The organism is Polaromonas sp. P3_B1 (assembly GCF_056402935.1).
The window spans coordinates 1-24,493 of record NZ_JBFUGK010000010.1 but is presented as its reverse complement, the minus strand read 5'-3'; the positions used below and the strand labels follow the sequence as shown (position 1 = coordinate 24,493).

Below are 24,493 nucleotides of genomic sequence, written 5' to 3'. Positions count from 1 at the left end.
CACATGGCCAGGTACATCAACCTTCTTGCCGGCGATCCGGCACCCTGGTTCAGGCAGAGATCTTTCGCCAATCCGCGCTATGCGCTGCATGCGGCAGCCGGGCGCTACCTCGTGCTGTGCTTTTTCGGGAGCGCCGCGCATCCCCTGGCCCAGGCCGCAATCGATATGGCCTTGAAACGGCCCGACATCTTTAACGACGCGCATTGCTCATTTTTCGGCATCAGCCTGGATCCGCGGGACGAAAGCGAAAACCGCGTCGCCGACCGCTACCCCGGCTACCGCTTCTTCTGGGACTTTGACGCGCAGGTGAGCGAACTGTATGGAGCGGCGCCGCTCGACACGGGCTTGGCGCAGAAGCGCGCCGGTGTGCGCCGCCTGTACGTCGTTCTGGACCCAACCCTCAGAGTCTTGAAGGTAGCGCCCTTCGGTGATGCCAGTGATCTCTCCGCGCTTTTTTTCTACCTCACAGCACTGCCACCGCCCTCGCGATTCACAGGCACGGAATTGCAGGCTCCCATCCTCGTGCTGCCAAATGTTTTCCCACGAGAGTTCTGTCAGGAGCTCATCACCCTTTACGAGGCCCATGGCGGCAAGGAGTCGGGTTTCATGCGCGAGGAGAACGGCAAAACCTTCCTTGCGCATGACCACGGCCACAAGCGGCGTGAAGACTACGACATCACCGATCCCGCCGTGATGAAGACGGCGCAAACCTGGGTCCATCGCCGAATCGTCCCGGAAATCGCCAAGGTGCACCAGTTCACTGCCACGCGCATGGAGCGCTACATCATCGGCTGCTACCGCGCCGACCAGCAGGCGCATTTCAGCCCTCACCGCGACAACACCACCCGCGGGACAGCCCACAGGCGCTTTGCCGTGTCCATCAACCTCAATGATGATTTCGAGGGCGGCGAGATCAGCTTCCCCGAATACGGCTCCAGGTCCTTCAAGCCCCCGCCAGGCGGCGCCGTGGTTTTCTCCTGCTCACTGCTGCATGCCGTGTCCACAGTGACACAGGGTCGGCGCTACGCCTTCCTGCCCTTCCTCTACGACGACGAGGCCGCGAAGGTGCGCGAGGCCAACAATGCCTTTTTGGATAAAGGCCTATCGGCGGGTTACAAGGCCTAGACAGGGCCTGGATGAAACTTGAATCTTTAACAGGCTGCGGCCAAACGGTCGCCACCGCCCTCAGGCTTTTTCCACCACCGGCCGCCCCGCCTGCACTGCAAACTTCGCCTGGGTTTGCACCCCACTGTCCGCACGCGTCACATCATCCACCACCCGCAGGGTGGTTGTGAGCATGCCAGGCGTCAGTTCCACCACGCCGTAGCCCTTTCGCTCTGAATCGGCAAACACAAAGTGCGGGTTCTCGGCCAGGACCTCGGGAATTTTGGCGTTGCCGGCCGAGCGCGAGGTGATGCTGGTGCCGCAGAACTCGGTGCCCACGGCCGCGCTGGCCGGATTGCCGTAGTCGGCCTTGATGTGGCCTACCCAGTTTTCGTGCACATCGCCGCCCAGCAGCACTGGGTTAGCGACGGCCTGCTTGCGCAGCGAATCGGTGAAGCGCGTGCGTGCTGCGGCATAACCGTCCCAGCCGTCGTTCCAGAGCACCTGGCCCGGGCCCGGGCGGAAATCGCGCTGGCCGAAGAGTGACTGTTGGCCCACGAGATTCCAGCTTCCCGCCCTGGCAGCTGCGCTGGCCCATTCGGCATCGAGCCAGCTTTCCTGCTGCGCGCCCAGCATGCTGCGTGCCGGGTCTTTCCAGGTGGCGCAGCCGGCGGGGTTCAAGGTGCTGGAGCCCGGCCGCCCATCACGCGTGCAGGCCTGCGCATCCTTGTACTGCCGCGCGTCCAGCATGTAGAGCGAGGCCAGCCGGCCATAGGGCAGGCGCTGGTAGATGCGCATCTCGGCGCCGCCGGCCAAGCCCGCCATGGCACGGGTGAGCACCGATGCGCGCAGCGGCATGTGTTCGTAAAACGCCTGGTAGGCGGCTGCGCGCCTGGCCGCGAAATCGGCCACGGGCGGCCCGCTGTCGCCGGGCGAAGCGCCCGCATAGTCGTTTTGCACCTCGTGGTCATCCCAGGTCACAAGCCAGGGACAGGCCGCGTGCATGGCCTGCAGGTCGGCATCGCTTTTGTGCAGGGCATAGCGCGCGCGGTAATCGTCCAGCGTCAGCACCCAGCCACCGGTGGGCTTGCGCACGGCCTGGGCGGCATTCGGGTATTCATAGATGTAGTCACCGAGGAACATTACCAGGTCCAGATCTTCGGCGCGCATATGGCGGTAGGCGCTGTAATAGCCGTGCTCCCAGCGCTGGCAGGAGGCATAGGCCAGCCGCAGCCGCGCCACCATGGCGTCGGGGGCGGGGAAGGTGCGTGTGCGGCCGGTGGCGCTTGCGGCATCGCCTGCGGCGAAGCGGTAGAAATACCAGCGGTCGGGCTCAAGCCCCCGTACCTCCACATGCACCGAATGCGCCAGCCCGGGCACGGCCTGCACCTGGCCGGTCTGCACGATGCGTGTGAAGCCCTCGTCATGCGCGACTTCCCAGCGCACCGGCACCGGCTGAAGGCGCAAAGCCTCATCGCCGTCCAGCAACAGGCGCGTCCACAGCACCACCGATTGGTGGGTAGGCGAACCGCTGGCGATGCCCAGCGCAAAGGGATTGTGGGCCAGCCGTGCCTGCGCGACCGCCCTGCCCGGCAGGTACACGCCGGCGCCCGCCGCCGCCAGCGACTGCAGCAGCCGGCGCCTGTGCATCATGAGCGGCGTATTCATGCCTTCGCCTCTTCAGCGCCGAACCGGCAATCGCACCGTGAAGGTAGTTCCCGAGCCAGCGCTGCTGCGCACGTCTATGGTGCCGCCGTGGATGTCGACCGCGTTGCGCACAATCGCCAGGCCCAGGCCCGTGCCCTGGATGGTGCCGACGTTGCTGGCGCGATGGAAGGACTCGAACAGGTGCGGCAACTCGTCTTCCGGAATGCCTATGCCTTCATCCTCGACTTCCAGCACCACCATGTCTTGCTCGGTCCGGACGCGAAACAGCACCAGGCCGCCCAGCGGCGAATACTTGACCGCATTGGAAAGAAGGTTGCTGAAGATGTGGCGCAGCAGCTTTTCGTCATAAAGCCCCTCCCCCGTTTCGGCGGTGTAGTCCAGGCGCAATTCACACAGGCTGTCCGGCTGCTGCATGCGCGCCTCCTCGACCAGTTGCTGGCACAGCGCCTGCAGGTCCAGCGGATGCGGCTCGAATTCCAGCATCTGCGCATCGGCCTTGCCCAGCAACAGCACACGGTCCAGCATGCGCGTCATGCGTTTGACGCCCGCGGCGATGCTGTCGAGGATTTCAAGCTTCTCGGATTCGGGCAACCGGTTGCCGTAGTGCCGCAGCAATTCTTCGGCGGAGAGGATGCCCGACAGCGGCGTGCGGAACTCATGGCTGGTCATGGCCACGAAACGTGTGCGCAGCTCGTTGAGGGCGCGCTGCTGCTCCAGCGCCTCGCGCGTGTCTTCTTCCGACCTCTTGCGCTCGGTGATGTCCAGGAAAGCCCAGATCACGCCGGACTCCGGCTCCCTGGGCTGAACGCAGCTGCCGGCCATCTGTACCCAGAAGAGCTGCCCGTCGCTGCGCTTGAGCTGCCGTTCGCTGATGTAGCTGCCGGTGGCGATCAGCGCCTCGCGGGCCTCCTTGCCGAATTGCTCCCAGGTGGCCAGGTCGGGATGGATGTAGCTCGAGGGCTGGCCCATGAGCGCCTCACGCGGGCTGCCCATCATTTGCGCGAATTTCTCGTTGACCCATTCATGGCGGCGATTCACCGACAGCACGATGCCCACCAGCGCGCTGTTGAGGATGGCTTCGCGTTCCGATGAGGTGCGCACCAGTTGCGCTTCCAGTTCCTTGCGCCGCGTGATGTTGATGATGACCCAGACCGTGCCCTGGCTCAGGTCGCGCTCGCTCACGGCTTTGCCCGACAGCGACACCCAGATGAGGGTGCCGTCGAACTGTTTCACCTGGATTTCCGCCTCGTAGTTTTCGCCGCGGCTGACGCAGTCGGCCACCTCGCCGCCGACCCGCAGGTATTCCTCGCGCGAGAGGTAAAAAGGCTCCATCGAGGTCAACTCGCTGCTGCCCGCGCCGAAAACTTCCAGCATGGCCTGGTTGGCCCAGCGAAAGCGGCCGTCGGGTGTCAGGAAGGCGATGCCGACGATGGAGTTCTCCAGGATCATCTCGCGCTCTTTGAGCTGCGTGCGGAAATTTTCCTGCGAGGCGCTCAGGGCTTCGACCATGGCATGCTCGGCCAGCGTGCGCGCCTGCGCCTGCTCCTTTTCGCGGCGGGTGACATTGATGCGGTCGGCCAACGCGAAAGACAGCACCACCATCTCCAGCGCCGAGCCTATCAACAGGGAGTTGGCCGTCAGCGCGTTCGACGCCAACGCGCCGGTGTTGTGCAGCGCCAGCGTCACCACCCCCACCAGCAGCAAGGCCCAGGCCGCCAGAAAGTATTTCGCGCCCGGATGCCCGGAACGCACGCTCACCACGCCGACCACCACCAGGGTGATGACGCTGAGGACCGCCAGCACCGTCACCATCAGCGACGACACGATGTAAGGCAGCGTGAGCGCCGCCAGCAAGGTCAGCAGCCAGCCCGCCGCGAGTGCCTGCATCAACCTGTCCAGGCGCGGCATCCTGAGCGCGCTTGACAGAAAGCTGCGCGCGAACAGCACGCCGAAAATCGCCGTCGCCGCCATGCCCGTGGGCGGTGACACACTGTTCCACCAGAGCTGCCCCGGCCAGAGAAATTGCGCGCCGAAACCAGTCAGCGCCGCCTGCGCGATGGCCATGCAAGCCACAAAGGCGACGTAGATCAGATAGGCGCCGTCGCGCACCGAGAAAAACAGCAGCAGGTTGTACAGCAGCAGGCCGATCAGCAGGCCGAAGTACAGGCTGATGGTGGCGTACTCGGCCTGGTCGTGCCGCCATAGCGCCGAAGGTTGCCACAGGTTCACCGGCGCGGACACCGTGCCGCCCGAACTCACCCGCAGGTAAAGCGTGGAAGCGGCGCCGGGCTTGAGGCGCACAGGCATCACGTGGTTGCGGTGCACCACAGCCCGCTCAGCGAAGGGTGACAGGTCGCCGCCCACCTGACGGCTGAAGCCGCCTTTGCCGTCCGGCGCATACAGCTCCAGCCGGTCCAGCGGCGGGTAGGCCAGTTCCAGCATCCAGTCGGCCGGGGCGTCGCGCTCGGCGCGCAGCGTCACACGCAGCCAGATGGCCGAGCGGGTCAGGCCGAAGTTGGTGGCCGGGCCGGTTTGCGGCACCTGCTGCCACCGCGCCTGCGTTTCTGGTTTCAGCAGATCAGCCAGCGCAAGTTCGCCGCCCGCGTCCTCCAGGTAAGAAAAAGAAGGCGACAACACGTAGCGGCCTTCGTGGCCGATGGCAACTTCGGTTCCGGTGTCGGCCTGCGTCACGGCCGCGGTGGCGGCGGGGGGCGGCGCCTTGGCCCTTTGCGGGACTGGCTTCTGCGCGGCGGCCGAAAGGGCCAGGCTTGCCAGCAGCATGGCCGGCAAAACCCAGGGACTGCGCAACCAGCTCCGCCTCATGCGTTGGCGCCAAGGTCTGCCGCGGCACGCCTGAGCACCTGCCCCGGCGCCGCTGCCGAGGCCGGCACCACGCCGGCGGCATGCCGCTGGCCGTTGCAGACTTCATGGCTGATGGCGAGGTTTTCCGCATGGCTGTTGCCGCCCTCGCTGAGCGGCTTGATGTGCTCCAGCGTTGCGGCCTGGGGCGTGACATGTTCGCCGCAGACCCAGCAAGGCACCACGCCGTGAAGCTGCCGCGCCACGGTCTTGTAGATCTTGTCCCGGGTATGGCCCAGCCTGCTCACGATGGCGTTTTCATGACCGTGAAAATACGGCCGGGGAACGGTGGGCGTGCCGGGGCAACGCCTGCTGGGGGCCCGCGCTCATGGACTTCAGCCTATTCGAGCTTGGCCGGCCGCGCGTCCGCGGGTTCGATAAAGGAGTCTTCCCAGTTGGTCGAGAAGCGGTTGTTCTTGTCGATGCGAAGGCCGCCTGTGCCGTCCGGGTTGAAACCGACATCGCGATTGGCGGCCGCCTGGGCAGCCTCCTGCTTGGACTCCTTGTTGAGCTCCTGAAGCGCCTTGTCCTTGGCGGCCCTGACACGCTCGCGGGTGAAGGATTCCAGGTCGGCGTGGAAGCTGCTGTCGCCGCCGCGCGTCTCCTGGTGCTCCTGGATCAGTTCTTCGGGGATTTCACCCAGGAAAGCCGCGCGCATGGCGCTCACGGTGGGCGGCCGGCTGGCTTTGACCGTGGTGTAGGGAATGCCGCAATCGGACAGCAGGGTTTCCTTGAGTTCCCGGGTGGCCCGACTGACATCGCGCTTGCCGCGCAGGTCGACGCAGCCGACCACCGTGCCGTCCAGCGTGCAGATGGTGAAGGTGGTGTAGACGCCATTGAGCAGTTCAAGCAGGCGCTCTTTCTTTTCTTTGTTCTTATCCTTTTCCTTGTCTTTTTCGGTCGGGATGGTAAAGCGCAGCACCGGCAGCTTGAGCATGACCGCATGCTCGGGGAAAGCACTGCGCAGCCATTTCCAGACCTCGTGCTCGTCGTTGGTCACCACCCCGCGCGCGGCCAGCGGCCATTTTTTGGGAATGCGCAGTCTTTCACTCGCCTGTTGCCGCAACCAGCGGGCGTGCACAAGGACGCCGGCCAGCGCGCCCACGGCCACACCCAGCAATGCCATCAGCCATGAAATCAGGTTCAAGATGCGGTTCTCCTCGTTTATGTGGGGCGCGGCTGCCTGGATAAAGCCAGAGGCAGCAAGGGCTGGACGGCCCGTGCAGGCCCAGTGAGTCACAGAAAGCCCGCCGTGTCAATTCGCCGTATCAATTCAACCCACTGCAGCCCAAGCCACTATTAAAACAGGTTTTTCAGGGTCTTCCACCGCCTGGCTGCACAACAGAGCGCCTCAGCCCAGCCGGTGCGGGCACCTGCAGCTATCTGTTTCATAGCAAACCCGCAACGGGTCGGTGCCCCGCAGTGTCGCGCGCAAGACACCTTTGCCACCGGGCGGCCGAGCCGCTATGCTGGACTTTTTTCAGGAGCCGCCATGCCAATGAAGACCGCCCAGGACTTTGACCAGGAACTGCTGATTCTGTTTGACGCCTATGTGCACGGCGGCCTGGACCGGCGCGGCTTCCTGGAGCGCGCCCAGAAATTCGCCACCGCCGGCATGACGGCAACGGCCCTGCTGGCCGCCCTGAGCCCCAACTTTGCCGCGGGCCAGCAAGTCGCCAAAGACGACCAGCGCATCAAGACCGAAACCATCAGCTACCCTTCCTCCGCCGGCACCGGCACCGTCAAGGGCTACCTCGCGAAACCGGCCAGCGCAGCCGGCAAGCTGCCCGGCGTGCTGGTGATTCACGAGAACCGCGGCCTCAACCCTCATATAGAAGACATCACCCGCCGCCTGGCGCTGGACAACTTCATCGCCTTCGCCCCCGATGCCCTGACGCCGCTGGGCGGCTACCCTGGCGACGAAGACAAGGCGCGCGAGTTGTTCGCCAAGCTCGACCAGCGCAAGTGTGTGGAAGACTTCGTGGCCGCCGTCACCTGGCTCAAGGCCAGGGACGACTGCAGCGGCAAGCTGGGCGTGGTCGGCTTTTGCTACGGCGGCGGCATGACGCATACCCTCACCACCCGGCTGCCCGAACTCAACGCCGCCGTGCCTTTTTACGGCAACCAGCCCCCGGCCGAAGACGCCGCCAAGGTCAAAACCCCGCTGCTGATCCATTTCGCGGCGGTCGACGAGCGCATCAACGCCTCCTGGCCGACCTATGAAGCGGCCCTCAAGGCAGCCGGCGCCAGCTACACCGCCTACCAGTACCCCGGTACCCAGCACGGCTTCAACAATGACACCACGCCGCGCTACGACGCGGCCGCCGCCAAGCTGGCCTGGGAGCGCACCGTGGCGTTTTTCAACAAGCAGTTGCGCACCGGCTGACAGCTCGCGTGGGCCTGGGAGCCTTCCGCCCGCCCTTTGGGGCGTTTTTCCCGCCCGTTTGTCTTCTTCGCGAAAACCCTGCCCACCAGCCAGCGGGCATGGCTTTTGCACGCGTTACCATTGGCTACTTTCGCTTTTCGCCTCCCCGTACGGGCCGGCAAGCATTTATCCCTTTCCCTTTCTGGACACTGACTATGAACTTCCTCCACAAGATCGCCGCCACCGCCGGCCTGCTGACCCTCGCCTTCGGCGCCGCCCACGCGCAAACCAAGGAGCTGGTCGTCGGCTCCAGCGCCACCTACCGCCCCTTTGCCTATGAAAGCCCGACCAAGGAAATCGTCGGCTACGACGTGGACATGATCAAGGCCATCGCCCAGAAGGCCGGCCTGCAGATCAAGATCGTCAACACCCCCTGGACCGGCATCTTCGCGGCCCTGAACAACGGCGACGTGGACCTGGTCATCTCCGGCGTCACCATCAACGACAAGCGCAAGCAGTCCTACGACTTCACCACCCCCTACTTCGAAGCGCGCCAGCTGATCGCCGTGCACAGCAACAGCACCGCCAAGGGCCTCAAGGACCTGGCCGGCAAGAAAATCGGCGTGGTCACCGGCAGCACCGGCGACGACATGGCCTCTCGCGAATTCGGCAAGACCAACCCCGACATCCGCCGCTTTGAAAGCACCCCCGTGGTGATCTCCGAGCTGGCCAACAACGGCCTGGACGCCGCCATCGGCGACAACGGCGTGATCGCCTTCCGCACCCAGGAGCACAAGCAGCTCAAAACCGTCAGCGACGCGAGCTTCCCCAAGGAATACTTCGGCATCGTCGTGAAGCAGGGCAACAAGGACCTGCTGGCCAAGCTCAACGCGGGCCTGGCCGCCGTCAAGGCCGACGGCAGCTATGCCGCCATCTACAAGAAGTGGTTCCAGGCCGACGCACCCGCGTTGCCCGCACAATAAAACGCTGAGACTTCCCCGCTATGGAGCAAGTCCTCTGGTTCGGCTGGTTCCGGGCCGACATCATCGCCGAGTACAGCGTGCTGTTCTGGCGCGGCCTGCAGATGACCATCATGGTCACGCTGATCTGCATCGTGCAGGGCACGCTGCTGGGCCTGGCCATCGGCATGGCGCGCGTGGCGGAATCCCGCCATTCGCCCGCGCGCGAACTCTGCAAATACGCCCTGCGCTGGCCGGCGACCGTCTACGTCAGCTTTTTCCGCGGCACGCCGCTGTTCGTGCAGATTTTGCTGATCCACTTCGCCGTGCTGCCGCTGTTCATCAACCCGGCCGACGGCATCGTCATCTCGGGTGAAACCGCGCGCAACATCAAGCAGAACTACGGCGCCTTCCTCTCCGGCATCGTGGCCCTCACGCTCAATGCCGGCGCCTACATCTCCGAGATTTTCCGCGCCGGCATCCAGTCCATCGACAAGGGCCAGGTGGAAGCTTCGCGTTCGCTGGGCATGTCGTTTCCGCGCACCATGTACCACGTGGTGCTGCCGCAGGCCTTTCGCCGCATGCTGCCGCCCCTGGGCAACAACGCGATCTCGCTGCTGAAGGATTCGTCGCTGATTTCGGCCATTGGTCTGGCCGAACTGGCCTACGCCGCGCGCACCGTCGCCGGCGCCTATTCACGCTATTGGGAGCCTTACCTCACGATCTCCGTCATGTACTGGGTACTGACGCTGGGCCTGGCTTACCTTGTCAAAAAACTGGAGGCTCGTTATGGACGAGGTGATTCGCGTTAACCGGCTGACCAAGCAATTTGGTCACACCCCGGTGCTGCGCGGCATCGACTGCGCCATCAAGGCCACCGAAGTCGTCTGCGTCATCGGCCCTTCCGGATCCGGCAAGAGCACTTTTTTGCGCTGCCTCAACGGCCTGGAAGAAGCCAGCGGCGGCGAGGTGCTGGTGCACGGCGTTTCGGTGCACGAACCCAAGACCGACGTCGACGCCCTGCGCTCCGAAATCGGCATGGTGTTCCAGCGCTTCAACCTGTTCCCGCACAAGACCGTGCTGGAAAACATCACGCTGGCGCCCACCAAGGTGCGCAAGCTCACGGCCCTGGAAGCGCGCAACCGCGCCAGCGAGCTGCTGGTCAAGGTCGGGCTGCTCGACAAGATAGACGCCTACCCCAACCAGCTCTCCGGCGGGCAGCAGCAGCGCGTGGCGATTGCCCGTGCGCTGGCCATGCAGCCGCGCATCATGCTCTTCGACGAACCCACTTCCGCACTCGACCCGGAAATGGTCGGTGAAGTGCTGGCCGTGATGCAGGCCCTGGCCGAAGAAGGCATGACCATGGTGGTCGTGACCCATGAAATGGGTTTTGCCCGCCAGGTGGCCGACCGCGTGATGTTCATCGACGAAGGCCTGGTGATCGAGGAAGGATCGCCGGCCGAAATCTTTGACAACCCCCGGGAAGAGCGCACCCAGCGCTTTTTGAGCAAGGTGTTGTGAGCGGCGGCCCGCTTTTGTGGGCCTCCTGCCTGGCCAGCACCTGCCAATCTCCGAAAAGCCCGCCATGACCGCAGTACTCCGAGCCATTCAGGCCGACATCACCAAGCTGCAAGTCGACGCCGTCGTCAATGCCGCCAATTCGTCCCTGCTGGGCGGCGGCGGTGTTGACGGCGCGATCCACCGCGCCGCCGGCCCAGACCTGGTCCATGAATGCAGGCTGTTAGGCGGCTGCAAAACCGGCCAGGCCAAAGCAACCAAGGGCTATAGGCTCCCCGCAAAATTGATCATCCACACGGTGGGCCCGGTCTGGCGCGGAGGCTCCAACGGCGAGCCTGAATTGCTGGCCTCCTGCTACAGGCAATCCATGGAGATCGCGGCCGCCAAAGGCATTGCCTCGCTGGCCTTCCCCAGCATCAGCACCGGCATTTACGGCTATCCCATCGAGTTGGCTGCCCAGATCGCAGTCGCCAGCGTGCGCCTGGCCTTGGAGCAGCCTTCATCGGTGACAGAGGTGGTGTTCTGCTGTTTCTCGGCGCAAGACCTCGCGGTTTATGAGCGGCTGCTCGGTGGCACTTGAGCATACGCGGCGAGCACTTCTGCCGCCAGCCCTCACCCCAACCCTCTCCCAGAGGGAGAGGGAGTAAATCCGAAAAAAGTGGCCGTTTCTTGCGCCCTCTCCCTCTGGGAGAGGGCGGAGGGAGGGCCACGGCCATCGATAACAAACTCAGGCCTGATAACCCCTCAATACCCCGGCACCTTGAGCACCCGCGCCAGGTAATCAAAGAATACGCAGTACAGCGCAATCGGCAGCGGCAGGCCCAACAGCGTCCCGATTAGATAGTCGCGAAATTTCACGCCCGACATCGCCAGCGCATAGTTCAGCGCCGGCGCGGTTTGCAGCAAGGTGCGCAACAACACGACACCGGCCACCGGCCTTGCGTCAAGCTGGGCGAGCACGCGCTGCGCCCACTTGCCCCTGACCTGCCGCAAGGCATCGCCGCCGAGCAGGCGTATCAGCCAGAAGGTGAAGACGCATGAAACCACCGCCGCGCAGTAGGTCGCCACGCCGCCCCAGGCTTCGCCCAGCGCCAACACCGCGGCCGCCAGGAATATCCAGCCCGGGATCTGGACCAGGTTGCCCAGCGCGAACAGCGCAATAAAAACCAGCATGCCGCTGGCCTCGTTGTCCAGAAACTTCCGGTGCAGGAACGCCAGGCTCAGGTTGTCGCGCAGTCCCGAGAGCTGGAACACCACCAGCAACAGGCCCAGAAAGGCCATCACGGCGAACAGTCGTTTGAAGCGATGCATCTTTTGGTCGTGTTACCTGCGCCTGCAGGCAGTTTTCGCCGATTCTAGGCGCCGAACCGGTGCAAACCTCGCCGGCGATATGCCTGAATCAGCTCACGCCGTTCCAATCACGCACACGCATTGAGCCGCATGCATGGAGGGCCAGGACGGCCCAAGGACCCTTGGTGCTTTCTTCTTTGTATGCGAGTACAAAAAAATCAACGAAGAATGTCTTCTCGCGGACCATTGCTCGCAAGCTGGCGACGGATATCGATAACCTGAGCCAGTTCTTTTCCGCTGTTCACTTCCTTCAATATTTTCTTGAAAGCGGGTCAGTGAAAAAGATCATTCCCGGTGCACGTCGTCGTAAATGAACATGTGACCTGCGCCTCCACTCAACGCCAGAACGATTGCACAGGAGCCTTCATGAAAAAAATACTGCTTGTCAGCACTTTGAGCCTCAGCGGATTGCTGCTTGCGCCCGCTCACGCCGAATCCACATACACCACACCTGCCATTGTGGGTTCAACCGCCGCGGCGCGCCTGGATTTCACCATCGTCATTCCGCAAGTACTGTTCTTGCGCGTCGGCACCAGCGCCGGCAACACGTCGACCACAGCCACCGTCGACGCGACAACGTTCACGGTGCCTGCGGCCAACGTCGGCGACGGCAGCGTGATTGCCGGTGTGGGTGGCGACCTGACCCTGGGTGCGGTAACGGTGCGGGTCTACGGCAACGGCGGCAACATCAGCCTCAACTCGGCCACCACCGGCCCCCTGACGACCGGCACCGCAGGCGAAGTCATTCCCTGGAGCCAGGTCAGCGTCGCAGGCGCGGCTCTGGCAGCCACCACAGCCGGCTTCACCAACGCGGCCATTACCCACCCCGCCTTCAATACCGGCGCTGCCGGTGGTGCGGGCACCGCCGCCACGTTGACCGCCACCAATCGCCTTGTCCGTGTCGAAGGCAAGTGGACTTACAGCTACCTCAATGCAACCATCCCCGCTGCCGGCTCTTACGGCGGCACGGTAGCCAAAAACGGCCGCGTGACCTACACCGCCACCCAACTCTGATTCTTCGCGGTTCTCCAGACAAATGGCCTCTGCCGATGAGGCCATTTCATTGACTCTTCCTGACAAGTTTCAAGCGATGCCCATGCTTGCCCTGCCTGCCCTTGCATCGAAACTTTGCCGCGGTGAACCCGGAGTCCGCAGCGCTCTCATCACCGTCAGCAGCGTCTTGCTGTGCACCGGCGTTCAGGCTTTCTCCGTCAGCATCACGCCGGGTACTCCCTCCCTGTTTCTGCAAGTAGGGGTCGGCGCCATGACTGGCGGGAATTTCAGTTCCGGGGGCGTTCCCGGAAACAACGCCACCATCAACCGTGTCAGCGTCACTGTTCCCGCTGCCAGCCTGGGGGGTGGTCCCCTTGCCATGACCACCGACAGCACCACGACGGCAAGCGCCTACGATGGACGCGCGTTTTGCGCGGTGCCCACGCAGGTCTATGTCGGCGGCTTCTACCGTACACCGGGTACGGGCGCCAATGCCACCCTCAGCGCGGCGCCACCAGCGTCGCTGACCAATGCCAGCGGCGACAGCATTCCTTTCAGCGCCGTGTCCTGGGTGTCAGCCGGCGCATCCGACTCGGCACCGACCATTTCCAATGGCACATTCGCCGGCGGCGCATCGCAAGTCCTGCTGAGCATCTCGCGCAACACCTGGTTTGAAAGCTGTCTGCAGTTCAACTACGCCAACACCCAGCTGGTGGGCTCCGGCACTTTCACAGGCAGGGTCGGCTACACCTTGACGGCGCCATGATGAGCAGGCCGTCATGCCTCGCACGAAGCGTCCTCGCGGCCCCCCTGCTGGCCGCAAGCCTGTGCGCCACGGAATGCGCAGCCGCCGCCACGACGCGCGTGGACGACAGCGGCACTGTCGTCAGCCAGGGCGTCCTGCCCATGCGCTGGCGGCAGCTGGTGCCAGGCCGCGGAGCGGACCACTCTGTGCAAGGCAGCGTACGCGTGGCACTGCGCCTGAACCTCTCGCGCTGGCTGAACCAGCCCGTCAAGCTCTATATGGGACTGGCACCGGTGGCGGGCGAACCTATCCGTGCCGCATGGCGCACCCAGGGTCGTTTGCTGCCCGGAACTGTCCGCAGTGGCGCGCGCGCGCTGGTTTTTGACGGCATCGCCGGCGCGGCCTCGCTGGAAGAAACCCTGGAGCTCACGCTCAGCACCGACGGCAGGGCCCTGGTTTCCACGCAGGCACTGCAGTTTTATTTTGAGGTGGACACTCCATGAACAGCCTTCGCGTGGCGTTTGCCCGGCCCTGCCTGGCGGGCCTTTTTTCCCTTGCGGCCGTCCTTGTCCCACCGGTCGCGGGGGCCGGCGAGTTCGCGCTGGCGGTGTCCCCTCCGCGGTTTGAACTCGAGCTCAAGCCCGGTGAGCGTAGCCGCCAGGTCATCGAGATCACCAATGCCTCGGCGACCGCCACCAGCTTCGGCATCAAGACGGCCGACTGGCTGCTGGGCCCGGATAACTCGGTGACCTTTTCCGACGAACTGCAGCCCGGCAGCTGCAGGCCGTGGGTCGCCATCGAGCGGCGCGAGCTCATCATGGCGGGGGGCCGGCCCTATCGCTTCCGTTTCGAGGTCGACGTGCCGCCCGATGCCCAGGCCGGTGAGTGCCGATTCGCCATCCTGCTCGAGGGCCAGGAGCAGCTCACGCGCATGGAGTCGGGCCCGCCCATCCCGTTTGCGGCTCGCCTGGGGATTGTGGTGTACGCGGCCATCGCGGGTGCGGTGCCGGAGCTAAGCATCGCCGGGGCCGGGGTCCAGCCCCTTAACGGCCAGCCCACACCCGTCCTGCAGGTACGCAACAGCGGCACGGCCCATGGCCGTGTGAACGGCTTCCTGGCAGGCACGGATGCCTCCAACACCGCGCTCGAATTCACGCCCGCCAACACCCCGATCCTGCCGGGTGAAACACGCGCGATCTTCCTGAGCGCAACCCGTCCCGGCGACCAGGACAGCGCCGCGAAAATCCGGTTTCCGGTCACGGTGCGCGGGAAGCTCGATTGGGGCAAAGGCAAGACGCAAAACATTGAACAGCACTTCGCGCCATGAAAGCGCAGGCGCATCCGCCGGCCGCTCTTTCCCCCAGTTCGCGCAGATGGCGCCAGCGCCTCGCGGGACTGTGCGCCGGCCTGGCAACGGCGGCGGCACTGGGCCAGACGGGCACACCCTACATTGATCGCGTCATGGACGGCCAGCCTGAAATCGACGGCGGCCTCCAGCTCAAGGCCAGCAGCTACAACGAAGCCGGCTGGCCGCGAAGCTGGCGCATTGACTACTCGGTGTTCCGGCAGACAGGCAACGGAAACACCGCAACCCGCGCGATAGACCTCGGCGGATTCATCGACACCCCTAACCACGGCGCCCTGTCCGTCCACGCCAGCCTGGCCCGGCAAGGTTCCGGCACCTTCGCCTCCCAGGCGGCGGCCGGGGATCACGATTGGCGCATTGACCAGCGGGCATTGCCGCTGGACGGCGGATGGTTTGCCAATCACCAGGCCGGCAGCATCAACACCGGCAGCACGCGGCTCGCGCGCGGCACAGGCCGGGTGTCCGTCCCCACGACGGCGATCCAGGGGATAGGCGGCCAGTGGTACCTGCAGGACACCCTGGATCTGAACGCGGCGGCGGGACGCACAGGCCTCTTCAGCGGGGTCAACGCCGCCGGCTTTGAGGCTTCGGGCGGCAGCATCTCCTCTCTGGGTGCGCAATTTCGGGTGCCCATCGCCAAATCGGGTGGGTCGGCTGAACGCGGCGATGCGGCCTTCCAGCTGATGGACGGCAAAAACATCCCCACAGGCGCGGCCTCCGGCGCCACCCAGGACACGCGCGCCTACTTTGCCGCCGCATCCTGGGAGGGCCCCGCCCCATGGGGAAGCGGGCTGGCCGCCGGCTATGACGCGGCCAATGAACGCGTGGGCGGCCTGCGCCTTCAGGCCAATATGGTGCAAAGCCAGGGCACGCAGGACGGCGCGGCGACAGGCCTCTGGCTGGACGCCGCCTGGCGAACCGAGCGCTGGCGCCAGACCGCGGGCTTGTTCCGCTTTGAACCCAAACTGCGATGGGGCACGACAGGCCTTGCCGGCGACCTGCAGGGGTTGTACTGGCAGGGCGACACATCCGCACGCCAATGGCAAGCCGGGTTTGCCGTCGAACTGAGCGACAGCGTCAGCGGCGGCCAGGCGGGCAGCGCAGCCTCGGGGGGCAGCGTCTTCGCCAGCCTGAACGGCCGCTACCTGCTGGACATGCGCAACTCGGTGGCCGCGGTGCTGAGTTTTCGCACCATCACCAGCCCCGGGCAGGCGATCCAGCTCTCATGGAACCGCAACGGCGACTGGGGCCAGACACAATGGCGCGCCGATCTGGCCAATGCCCAGGGCGCGCGAAGCCTCAGGCTGGGGCTTGACCACAGCTGGCCGGTGCAATCGACCACCTTCCTCAGCACCTCCTTGGCCCTGGAGCGGATCAACACAAGCGACCAGCCCACCCTCGGCTTGATCTGGGGTGTGCTGGCCACCCTGTCGCCCTGGCCGCAATGGTCCATGGACGCATCCCTGCGCGGGACACGCCGCAGCGGCGGCAGCGAATCGATGAACGCCAACATCGGCCTGAACTGGCAAGCCTACGGCGGATGGTCGCTCTCCCTGCGCTACACCGAGTCGCGCGGCCAGGAATCCCCGCAGGCACTGGTCGTCTCCGCCCTGACCGCGGCCACGCTGCCAGGCAACCCGGTCACCCAAAGCAACCGCAGCCTGCAACTGCTGCTGCGCTACCAGGGCAACGCCGGCACGGCAAGCGCACCGCTGGGCGGCCTGCCAGGCACAGGCGCAGGCAGCCTGGGCGGAACCGTCTTCTTCGACGCCGACGCCAACGGCCGGCGGGAAGCGTCCGAAGCCGGCGTGCCGGGCGTCACCGTCATCCTCGACCGGCGCTATGTGACGCAGACAGACGCCCAGGGCAGGTATGAGTTCCCCTCGGTCGCGGCCGGCGAGCACCTGCTCGAAATCTCCCCGGACAACATCCCGCTGCCCTGGAATCCCGTTCTTCGCGATCCCCTCAAAACCACGGTCCTGGTGCGACAAGCGCATTCGCACGATTTCGCGGTGCAACGCGAACGCTGAAGCACGGCGGCGCCCGCCGGCAAATAAATTTCATGGGGCCTGTAAGAAAGCCGCAGCTCGCCCGACCAAACCCCAACGCAGCAAACATTGCGGCGAACCGAGAGGAGCATTCTCAGATGAACACCAACAAACAGGCGACCCACCCCAGCATTCACCCCGGCTGGCTGCGCGCCATGCACTGGCTGAATGCGCTGGCCGTGGTCGTGCTCATGATGAGCGGCTGGCGCATCTACAACGCCACCGCCTTCCTGGGCTTCACCATTCCCAAGGACCTCACGCTGGGCGGCTGGCTGGGCGGTGCGCTTCAGTGGCATTTCGCCGCCATGTGGCTGCTGTTCTTCAACGGCATTCTTTACCTGGCCTTCAATATCTTCACGCGGCGGCTGTTCCACAAGTTTTTCCCGCTCACCCTCAAAGGCATCGCGGCCGACCTGCTGGCAGCACTGAAGGGCAAGCTCGCCCATGCCGACCCGCGCCACTACAACATGGTGCAGCGCCTGGCCTACCTCTTTGTCATGGCTGACAGCGTGCTCATCGTTGTTTCGGGCCTGGTGCTCTGGAAATCGGTGCAGTTCCCCCTGCTGCGTGAACTGATGGGTGGCTACGAAGGCGCGCGCCTGGTCCACTTTTTTGCGATGGCGGCGCTTGCCGGGTTTGTCGCCGTGCACCTGGTGATGGTGGCACTGGTGCCCAAAACCCTGGTCTACATGCTGCGCGGCCGCTGAACACCGCCCCCTCAAGGAACACCCATGAACATCCAACGCCCCAGGCGCCTCACCAACATCGACGGCGATGCCGTCCTCAAGGAAGCGGTCGACCGCATCGCGACCGCGAACAAGCTCTCATCGGCCCGCCGCAACTTTTTGCGCGGCTCGCTCACCCTGGGCGGCCTGGCGATGCTGAGCGGCTGCATGCTGGACGACAGCGAATCCGTCAACACCGCCCTCAGCCGCATTTCGCGCGTCAACGATGACGTGCAAGGCCTGCTCTTCGACCCGAATCGCCTGGCGCCCACTTACCCCGATTCCATGATCACCCGGCCCTTTCCTTTCAACGCCTATTACGGCGAAGACGAGGTGCGTGAAGTCGACGGAGAAAACTTTCGCCTTGAGGTTGCCGGCCTGGTCGCCGACAGGCGTAAATGGTCGCTGCCCGAGCTGCGCGCCATGCCGCAGGCCGACCAGGTCACGCGCCACATCTGCGTCGAGGGATGGAGCGCCATCGGCAAATGGGGCGGCGTGCCCTTCTTTCATTTCCTGCGCAAGGTAGGCGCCGACACCACCGCCAAATACGTCGGCTTCAAATGCGCCGACGACTACTACACCAGCATAGACATGGCCACCGCCCTGCACCCGCAAACCCTGCTGGCGCTGACCTACGACGGCCAGGTGCTGCCGCCCAAATACGGCTTTCCGATGAAGCTGCGCATGCCCACCAAGCTCGGCTACAAGAACCCCAAACACATCCAGGCGATTTTTGTCACCAACACCTACCCTGGAGGCTACTGGGAAGACCAGGGCTACAACTGGTTCGGAGGGAGCTGAGCCCGCTCAGAGACCCCGCAACGCCGGCAAGGCATTCATCCATCAAGGGCTCTTGCCGTTTTTTTCTTCAATAACTTTCCAACACACTCATCAAGGACACACACCATGAACACCAAGACTTTGACCGCCGCCCTCCTGTCTGCCTGCATGCTTTTTGCCGGCGGCAGCGTATTGGCCCAGGACGCCATGAAAAAGGACGCCATGGGCAAAGATGCCATGGGTAAAGATGCCATGGGTAAAGATGCCATGGCCAAGGATGGCATGAAGAAGGATGCCATGGGCAAGGACGCCATGGCGAAAGATGCGATGGGCAAAGATGCAATGGCCAAGGACGGCATGAAGCATGACGGCGACAAGATGGCCTCGGCCAAAAAAGACAAGATGAAGAAGGACTCCATGGCAAAGGACGGCATGAAAAAAGACGCCATGGCGAAAGATGCCATGGGCAAGGATGCGATGGGCAAAGACGCCATGGCCAAGGACGGGATGAAGAAATAACAGGCCCGCAAGCCCTCTTCAAAAGCCACGGCGCTCCGTGCGCCAAGTAAGGCGCTCACGGGCGCCTGGGCTCATTGTTTCCAGGGGTAAATCAGGGTGGATTACTGTATTTATATCCAGTAGTATTGGGGTTCTTACAGAACAACAATACCGCCCCTGCCAGGGGCAAAGGACAGACATGCAGCTTTCCCACACCCCTGTGCCTCGGGCCGCTACACCGCTGGTCCGCCCGCAAGCGGGCCGCGCACCCGCGGCCTCCATCTGGCCTTTTTATGTGCAGTCGCCACGGCCCTGCTTCGATGTCGAGCTGAACGCGCGGTGCGTGCTGGAAACCTCGGCACGCTACTTTTCAGCGCCGCTCGCGCCTGAACCGGGCACAGGCGCTCACCCCACCCGCGCCCAGAGGGAAAAGAGGTGAACTCTGGAAGTTTGGTTTTTACTCCTTCTCCCTCTGGGAGAAGGCGGGGATGAGGGCCGGCGGTGCTCGATGTGTGAGCCGCGCATATTTAAAGGCCGCAAACCCTCACCCTACCCTCTCCCAGAGGGAGAGGGATTGAAATCAGGGTGCGGGCGCTATATCAAAAAGCAACCGACGCCTGCATCCACAACGTAGGCCGCTTGGCCGCCGAAGCCGGGATGGACGTCGGCAAGCCACCGTCGGTGCGCCAGGCCAGCGAAGAACGCAGTTGCACCGGGCCCAGGCCCGCGTTGAGGCCCACGCCCACACCCGCCAGGTTGCGGCTGTTGGAAGCAGCGGGGCCGAAAGGCTTGCGGTTGATCGTGACCTTGCCCACGTCATAGAACACCGTGGCCTGCACATTGGGCATCACGTTGTGGCGCAGCTCCACCGTGGCGCGGTAGCCTTCGTCGCCGCTGGCCTCGCCTTGCGGATAGGCGCGCACGCCGTTGATCCCGCCCAGCGAGAATTTCTCGGACGAATCCAGGTTCTTGCTGGCGGTCTGCCCGGTCACGGAAAGCGCCAGGAAGGTGCTGTCGGTAAAGCGCTGCAGGCGGTTGGCGCCATAGCTGAAGCGCGTGTAGCTGCCGTTGGACTGGGCCGAAGCTGCATCGATGGCCAGCGCCGTGGGCGAATTGATGCTCAGGTTGCCGAAGGCCACGCTCAGGTCCACACCGGTGATGCCGCCGCCGCCCAACGCGTCCTGCAGGCTGCCCGAAAGGCCGAAGCTGGTAACGCCGACTTTTTTGGGCGTGAAGGTGGCCGTGCCGTCCACATAGTCCTTCAGGCTTTTGTCTTCGTAAGAGACCGTGCCGTTCAGGTTCGTGAACTGGCTGCGGATAAAAGGATAGGCCGCGAACACGCTGGTGCTGGTCGCCGTGCCGTGGGCCTGCAGGGCTTCGAACTCCTTGCCCAGCTTGTAGTGGATGTCGGAGTAAGCCGCGCCCAGTTTCAGGCCGTCGCTGCCGACGGGCAGCTGGTAGGCCAGGCGGGCAAACGTCAGGCCGGAGCCGGCCGTCAGCACATTGGCCGTGAGCTGGTCGCCAATCCGCAGCGGGCTCACCAGGTTGAAGGTGCCGGCCAGGCGGAACTCGCCGGTGTAGCGGCTGCCGTAGTTGTCGGCCACCACGCTGCCGCTGTAGGGCTTGGCGGGGTTGACCTCGATCAGCAGTTCGGAGGTGCCCACGCTGGCACCGGGCTGCAGCGTGGCGCGTGAGGTGCTCACGCCGGGCGTGTCCTGCAGCAGCAGCAGGCCGCGGTCTATCTGGTCGCTCTTGATGACGTCGCCGTCCTTGACCTGCCCCAGGTAGGCCTGGGCGCGCTCGTCGCTGAGCAGCGACTGGTTGTTGATCTTGTGGCTGGAGATGCGTCCTTCGATCACGCGAATGGTGACGGCGCCGTCGGTGATGTCCTGCGCCGGCAGAAAGGCGCGGGCCACGGCAAAACCCTTGCCGCGGTAATAGGCGGTGATGCGGCGCGCGGCGGCATTGAGCTGGCTCAGCGATTGCTCGGCGCCGACCAGACCGGCCACCAGGGCTTGCAGCTCCGCCGTGGGGATTTCCTGGTTGCCGGTGATGGCAATGGACTTGACCAGCACCTGGGCCTCGCCCTTCTGGCTCAGGTCTGCGGATTCCTCGATACGTTGCAACGGTGCGGCCTGCTGCGGCGGCAGCGCCGGGGCCTGGCGCAGGTCGCGCAGCACCTGGCCGGCGTCGGGCACAGGCGGGGTCTGCGCCCAGGCGCCGCCGTGGATTGCCAGCAACAGCGCCGAGGCCAGGGTGGAAAGAGGCAAGGAATTGGTTTTCATTGTTTCACTTCGATATGACACTCACGCGGCTACACACGGCAACGGCCGCCACCCCAGGGCCGCCAGCCGCGTCCTCCCGGCATCCCACGATTTTCTGTATCCCCGGACCGCGGCGCCATACTGCAAATGCAGCAGATGCGCCGCTCCCGCACTGTCGCAGAGCGCGGCCGGCCTGTATGTCCCTATTTTTAGCGACATAGACGACAACGCCCAGGGCTTTGACGTGGAAAGCGCACTGGCGCAGGCGCATCATGAGCCTCGAGGCCTTGCACCACGGCAAGCCCCTTGCAGCACGGCCAAGGCCTTTTGGCTGGCCTCGTCGCCCGACTCCACCCCGGCGGCGGACAAGGCATCGGCCAGGGCGCAGGGGTCCTGGCCGGCTTGGGCATTGGCCGGACGGCCGACACCCGCCAGGTAAACCATGGCACTGCGGTAGGCCTCGTCGATCAGGAACCGGGGCTCATCGCCTCGAATGATCAGCCTGCCGCCCGTGATGTCAAACCCCTCCTGGCCCGACCAGGCGCTGTAGATGCCGGGGTTGATACCGCTGGCGGCCGTGACGCCCGCCGCGCCCACGCCCGACTGCTGCGCGCCGTTAAAGGCCACGCTGGTATCGGGCAGCGTGAGCGGCTGCAAAAAGCCGCGCAGCAGTGGGCCGGTCTGGCCCTCGTAAATGCGCCAGGTGGCCGTGCTGCCGCCCTGCGTGGCGATGTCCCAGCCGCTGAAGGTGGCGGCCTGCAGCATCTGGCCGCTGGCCTTGCCCGTGCCGCCCGCACTGGTGGCCTGGCCCGAGCTATCGATATCCCAATAGCTGTCGCGGGTCACCGCGGTGCCGAACTCCTCGCCCACCAGCCCGCCCACCATGCCGGTGGCGCTGACGCGGCCGGTGCTGTAGGCGCGTGTGATGGTGCCGTCCAGCGAACTGCCGACCAGCCCGCCCACCCTGTCACTGCCCGTCACGGCGCCGCCGGCGTAGGCGTCGGTGATGCCGCCGTCGCTGAGTTCGCCCACCAGCCCGCCGACATAGTCGCTGCCCTGCACCGATGCCGTGCTGTAGACATTGCGGAAGGTGGTGCAGCAGCCCTGCCCCGCGATGGCCCCCACAAAGTCACCGCCGGTGATGCTGCCGCCGACCAGCCCCAGGTTCTGGATGCTGGTGCTTTGTGTGAGGCCAAAGAGGCCGACAAAGTTGTCGCCAGGGCGGTTGATGAACAAGTTGCTGATCCTGTGGTTCAGGCCGTCAAAACGCCCCTCGAAAATGCCGGGCGCGCCCACGCCGCCCAGGGTGTCAAAGCCCGAGCCGGCGTTCCAGTTCACCGTGGCGCTCGCATCGATGTCGGCGCCCAGCACATAGTTGCCGGTGGGGTTGCCGTTGATGCCCTGCAGGTCGGTGCCGGTGGTGCTGCCGGCCGCCCCCAGGCTGGTGATGACCTTGTAGGGCTCGGTGACACCGTCGCTGCCCAGCCGGGTGCTGAAGTTGTCGCCGGCCCGCAGGTTGACCGGGGCGCGCACGTTGTAAGTCGCCGTGTTGCCCGCGTTGAGCGCGCCCAGCCCGTATTCCAGCGCCAGCTTGCCGTTGGCGTGCTGCGAGGTGATGGACGCGTTGATGTTGATGTTGCGCCAGGCGCTCAAGGTCAGCGTGGTGCCGGCGTTCCAGGTGACCGCCGCATTGACATGAATGTCGCCGGCCTCGCTGCCGCCCGCATTGTTGGTCGCCAGCGCCACATTGCCCAGGTTGAGGTTGTTGGCCAGCGTCGTCGCGCCCATGCCGCTGCCGGTCAAGCCGCCGCTGCCCGCGGTGATGGTGAAGTCGGTCGGGTCGATCAGCCAGCTGCCGTGGTTTCCGCTGGCGGCCAGCGTGGTGATGACAGCGCCGTCGGCTACCTTCACGTGGGCCGCGCTGGTTTCGACAAAGCCGCCGCTGCCGCTATTGGGAGCGCTGGCATCCAGTGTGCCGCCCACATTGACGGTACCGCTCTCCATATCGCCCATCAGCAAAATGCGGCCGGCTTTGTTCTGAATCGTTTTGGCTTCAATCACGCCGGTGTTGTTGACTGTGGCCATGGTCAGGCTGTCCATCGCTTTGGCCGACAGCAGCACCTGACCGCCGTTGGCCTGGATCAGCTGTTTGTTCTCAGCCAGCGCCCTGATCGCACCCTGGTCAATGCTGTAGCCCAGCAGGCTGCCGTTGTCGAGGTTGAGCGTGACCTTGTTGCCGGCAGCCAGCAATGCCGTGCCCAGTGAGGCCGTCATCACGCCTTCATTGCGTACCTCGGGCGCCAGCAGCGCCAGGTAACCACCCTGCCCCGCGTTCAAGTTTCCCTTGTTGACAACCGAGCCGCCCGAGCCTGTGAATAAATGCCTGCCCGCCATAAATTCGGCATTGCTCATGTTCAAGGTCGAAGCGACCAGGCCGCCGACGTTGACTTGAGAGCTCGCGCCAAACAGCACGCCATTCGGGTTCAGGATAAACACCTGGCCATCGGCCGTCAGGCTGCCGAGCAGCTCGCTCGGGCTGCTACCCGTGATGCGGTTCAGCGCAATCGCCGCCGCATTGGGCTGGTTGAACACCAGTGCCTCGTTGGCGCGGGTTGACAGGCTGGTCCAGTCGATCGCCAGGCGCTGGCTGCTTTGGTTGATGGTGGTGGTATTGCCCAGCGTGAAGACACTGCCCGTGCCGGCGGCAACACTGGCATTGCCCGCATCGGCGGCCCGGGCCTGCTGCGCAAGACATGCCACGGCAAGCACCAAGCCTGCCATTCCCAGGGAAATAGTCGTCCTGCCACGGCCCCTGGCGTTCTCCGCCACGGCGACACCGCTGTTGGAAACCGGGCTCCAGACCAGGCGGTAAATGCGGTTGATGCTGGCGTGGCTTTTCATGATTCCTCCTTGCCTGCCAGCGATGGTATGCCTCTTGGTGCTGCTCGCCCAGAGGGGGAACATTACAAATGAAATTGTGGGCCGGGTCTTGCTCCGGCCTTTCGCGCTCTTCCTCCTCCTTCCTCTTCTTGGTCTTGCTGGCCGGGACTCGCCCCGGCGGGCGAGGCACTTTTCTTTGCTTCGCCAAAGAAAAGTACCCAAAAGAAAGGCGACCCGCAGTCTGGGTCCCTACGCTTCGCTTCGGGCAACCTGCGGTGCTCGAGCCAAGCGGGGTCAAAAACAACTCGCTTCGCTCAAACAAGTTTTTGCCCTGATCCGCTTGTCTCTGCGCTCCTCGGCCCAGCCAGGAC

At 64.6% G+C, this 24,493-nt stretch carries 22 protein-coding genes; 15 read left to right on the top strand and 7 right to left on the bottom strand.

Going from position 1 to position 24,493, the window contains the following annotated elements:
- The first annotated feature begins 3 nt into the window (after positions 1 to 3).
- Positions 4 to 1,125 (top strand): 2OG-Fe(II) oxygenase, encoded by a 1,122-nt coding sequence (locus AC1DXS_RS07810; protein WP_477736953.1) that lies wholly within the window; start codon positions 4 to 6, stop codon positions 1,123 to 1,125.
- Between the two features lie 60 nt (positions 1,126 to 1,185).
- Here the strand turns inward: AC1DXS_RS07810 and AC1DXS_RS07805 are convergent, their stop codons facing one another.
- The 4 genes from AC1DXS_RS07805 to AC1DXS_RS07790 all read right to left on the bottom strand — a co-directional run bounded on the left by AC1DXS_RS07805 (position 1,186) and on the right by AC1DXS_RS07790 (position 6,778).
- On the bottom strand, positions 1,186 to 2,772 hold the full coding sequence (locus tag AC1DXS_RS07805; RefSeq protein ID WP_477736952.1) for an alkaline phosphatase D family protein: 1,587 nt from the start codon (positions 2,770 to 2,772) through the stop codon (positions 1,186 to 1,188).
- 12 nt (positions 2,773 to 2,784) lie between these two features.
- Positions 2,785 to 5,595, bottom strand: a complete 2,811-nt coding sequence (locus AC1DXS_RS07800) for a 7TM diverse intracellular signaling domain-containing protein (RefSeq protein ID WP_477736951.1) — start codon at positions 5,593 to 5,595, stop codon at positions 2,785 to 2,787.
- Positions 5,592 to 5,879 carry an HNH endonuclease gene (locus AC1DXS_RS07795; RefSeq protein ID WP_477736950.1) on the bottom strand — a complete coding sequence of 96 codons (288 nt, stop codon included), beginning with the start codon at positions 5,877 to 5,879 and terminating at the stop codon, positions 5,592 to 5,594. Before AC1DXS_RS07795 ends, AC1DXS_RS07800 begins: the two co-directional genes overlap by 4 nt.
- 92 nt (positions 5,880 to 5,971) lie before the next feature.
- Entirely contained in the window at positions 5,972 to 6,778 is an 807-nt protein-coding gene (locus tag AC1DXS_RS07790; RefSeq protein WP_477736949.1) for a DUF2726 domain-containing protein, read from the bottom strand.
- Positions 6,779 to 7,123: 345 nt separating this feature from the next.
- On the opposite strand from AC1DXS_RS07790, the gene AC1DXS_RS07785 reads away from it, so the two are divergent.
- The 5 genes from AC1DXS_RS07785 to AC1DXS_RS07765 all read left to right on the top strand — a co-directional run bounded on the left by AC1DXS_RS07785 (position 7,124) and on the right by AC1DXS_RS07765 (position 11,053).
- Positions 7,124 to 8,017 carry a dienelactone hydrolase family protein gene (locus tag AC1DXS_RS07785; protein WP_477736948.1) on the top strand — a complete coding sequence of 298 codons (894 nt, stop codon included), beginning with the start codon at positions 7,124 to 7,126 and terminating at the stop codon, positions 8,015 to 8,017.
- A 194-nt stretch (positions 8,018 to 8,211) separates the two neighbouring features.
- Positions 8,212 to 8,979, top strand: coding sequence for a basic amino acid ABC transporter substrate-binding protein (locus AC1DXS_RS07780; RefSeq protein ID WP_477736947.1), 768 nt, complete (start codon positions 8,212 to 8,214; stop codon positions 8,977 to 8,979).
- Between the two features lie 20 nt (positions 8,980 to 8,999).
- The gene (locus tag AC1DXS_RS07775; RefSeq protein ID WP_477736946.1) at positions 9,000 to 9,767 is read left to right on the top strand and encodes an amino acid ABC transporter permease; all 768 of its coding nucleotides are present in this window, start codon (positions 9,000 to 9,002) and stop codon (positions 9,765 to 9,767) included.
- On the top strand, positions 9,745 to 10,476 hold the full coding sequence (locus AC1DXS_RS07770) for an amino acid ABC transporter ATP-binding protein (protein ID WP_477736945.1): 732 nt from the start codon (positions 9,745 to 9,747) through the stop codon (positions 10,474 to 10,476). Before AC1DXS_RS07775 ends, AC1DXS_RS07770 begins: the two co-directional genes overlap by 23 nt.
- A 64-nt stretch (positions 10,477 to 10,540) precedes the next feature.
- Positions 10,541 to 11,053, top strand: a complete 513-nt coding sequence (locus AC1DXS_RS07765) for an O-acetyl-ADP-ribose deacetylase (protein WP_477736944.1) — start codon at positions 10,541 to 10,543, stop codon at positions 11,051 to 11,053.
- A 164-nt stretch (positions 11,054 to 11,217) separates the two neighbouring features.
- Here AC1DXS_RS07765 and AC1DXS_RS07760 read toward each other — a convergent pair whose 3' ends face one another.
- Positions 11,218 to 11,784 carry a TVP38/TMEM64 family protein gene (locus AC1DXS_RS07760; protein WP_477736943.1) on the bottom strand — a complete coding sequence of 189 codons (567 nt, stop codon included), beginning with the start codon at positions 11,782 to 11,784 and terminating at the stop codon, positions 11,218 to 11,220.
- Between the two features lie 164 nt (positions 11,785 to 11,948).
- Between AC1DXS_RS07760 and AC1DXS_RS07755 the strand changes: the two genes are divergently transcribed.
- The 9 genes from AC1DXS_RS07755 to AC1DXS_RS07715 all read left to right on the top strand — a co-directional run bounded on the left by AC1DXS_RS07755 (position 11,949) and on the right by AC1DXS_RS07715 (position 18,999).
- A complete protein-coding gene (locus AC1DXS_RS07755) occupies positions 11,949 to 12,137 on the top strand; it encodes a hypothetical protein (RefSeq protein ID WP_477736942.1) in 189 nt (62 codons plus the stop codon).
- Positions 12,138 to 12,189: 52 nt separating this feature from the next.
- On the top strand, positions 12,190 to 12,837 hold the full coding sequence (locus AC1DXS_RS07750; protein ID WP_477736941.1) for a hypothetical protein: 648 nt from the start codon (positions 12,190 to 12,192) through the stop codon (positions 12,835 to 12,837).
- A gap of 76 nt (positions 12,838 to 12,913) precedes the next feature.
- Complete coding sequence (locus tag AC1DXS_RS07745) at positions 12,914 to 13,582, top strand: hypothetical protein (protein WP_477736940.1); 669 nt, start codon at positions 12,914 to 12,916, stop codon at positions 13,580 to 13,582.
- Positions 13,582 to 14,064 carry a hypothetical protein gene (locus AC1DXS_RS07740; protein ID WP_477736939.1) on the top strand — a complete coding sequence of 161 codons (483 nt, stop codon included), beginning with the start codon at positions 13,582 to 13,584 and terminating at the stop codon, positions 14,062 to 14,064. Before AC1DXS_RS07745 ends, AC1DXS_RS07740 begins: the two co-directional genes overlap by 1 nt.
- Positions 14,061 to 14,888 (top strand): COG1361 family protein, encoded by an 828-nt coding sequence (locus AC1DXS_RS07735; protein WP_477736938.1) that lies wholly within the window; start codon positions 14,061 to 14,063, stop codon positions 14,886 to 14,888. The genes AC1DXS_RS07740 and AC1DXS_RS07735 overlap by 4 nt, the downstream gene beginning before the upstream one ends.
- On the top strand, positions 14,885 to 16,957 hold the full coding sequence (locus AC1DXS_RS07730; RefSeq protein ID WP_477736937.1) for an SdrD B-like domain-containing protein: 2,073 nt from the start codon (positions 14,885 to 14,887) through the stop codon (positions 16,955 to 16,957). The genes AC1DXS_RS07735 and AC1DXS_RS07730 overlap by 4 nt, the downstream gene beginning before the upstream one ends.
- Before the next feature lie 116 nt (positions 16,958 to 17,073).
- Positions 17,074 to 17,682 (top strand): cytochrome b/b6 domain-containing protein, encoded by a 609-nt coding sequence (locus AC1DXS_RS07725; RefSeq protein ID WP_477736936.1) that lies wholly within the window; start codon positions 17,074 to 17,076, stop codon positions 17,680 to 17,682.
- Positions 17,683 to 17,706: 24 nt separating this feature from the next.
- Complete coding sequence (locus AC1DXS_RS07720; protein WP_477736935.1) at positions 17,707 to 18,501, top strand: molybdopterin-binding protein; 795 nt, start codon at positions 17,707 to 17,709, stop codon at positions 18,499 to 18,501.
- Between the two features lie 105 nt (positions 18,502 to 18,606).
- Entirely contained in the window at positions 18,607 to 18,999 is a 393-nt protein-coding gene (locus AC1DXS_RS07715) for a pentapeptide MXKDX repeat protein (protein ID WP_477736934.1), read from the top strand.
- A 578-nt stretch (positions 19,000 to 19,577) separates the two neighbouring features.
- Here the strand turns inward: AC1DXS_RS07715 and AC1DXS_RS07710 are convergent.
- Positions 19,578 to 21,263 (bottom strand): ShlB/FhaC/HecB family hemolysin secretion/activation protein, encoded by a 1,686-nt coding sequence (locus AC1DXS_RS07710; RefSeq protein WP_477736933.1) that lies wholly within the window; start codon positions 21,261 to 21,263, stop codon positions 19,578 to 19,580.
- A gap of 249 nt (positions 21,264 to 21,512) precedes the next feature.
- Positions 21,513 to 24,143, bottom strand: coding sequence for a two-partner secretion domain-containing protein (locus AC1DXS_RS07705; protein ID WP_477736932.1), 2,631 nt, complete (start codon positions 24,141 to 24,143; stop codon positions 21,513 to 21,515).
- Positions 24,144 to 24,493 lie beyond the last annotated feature (350 nt).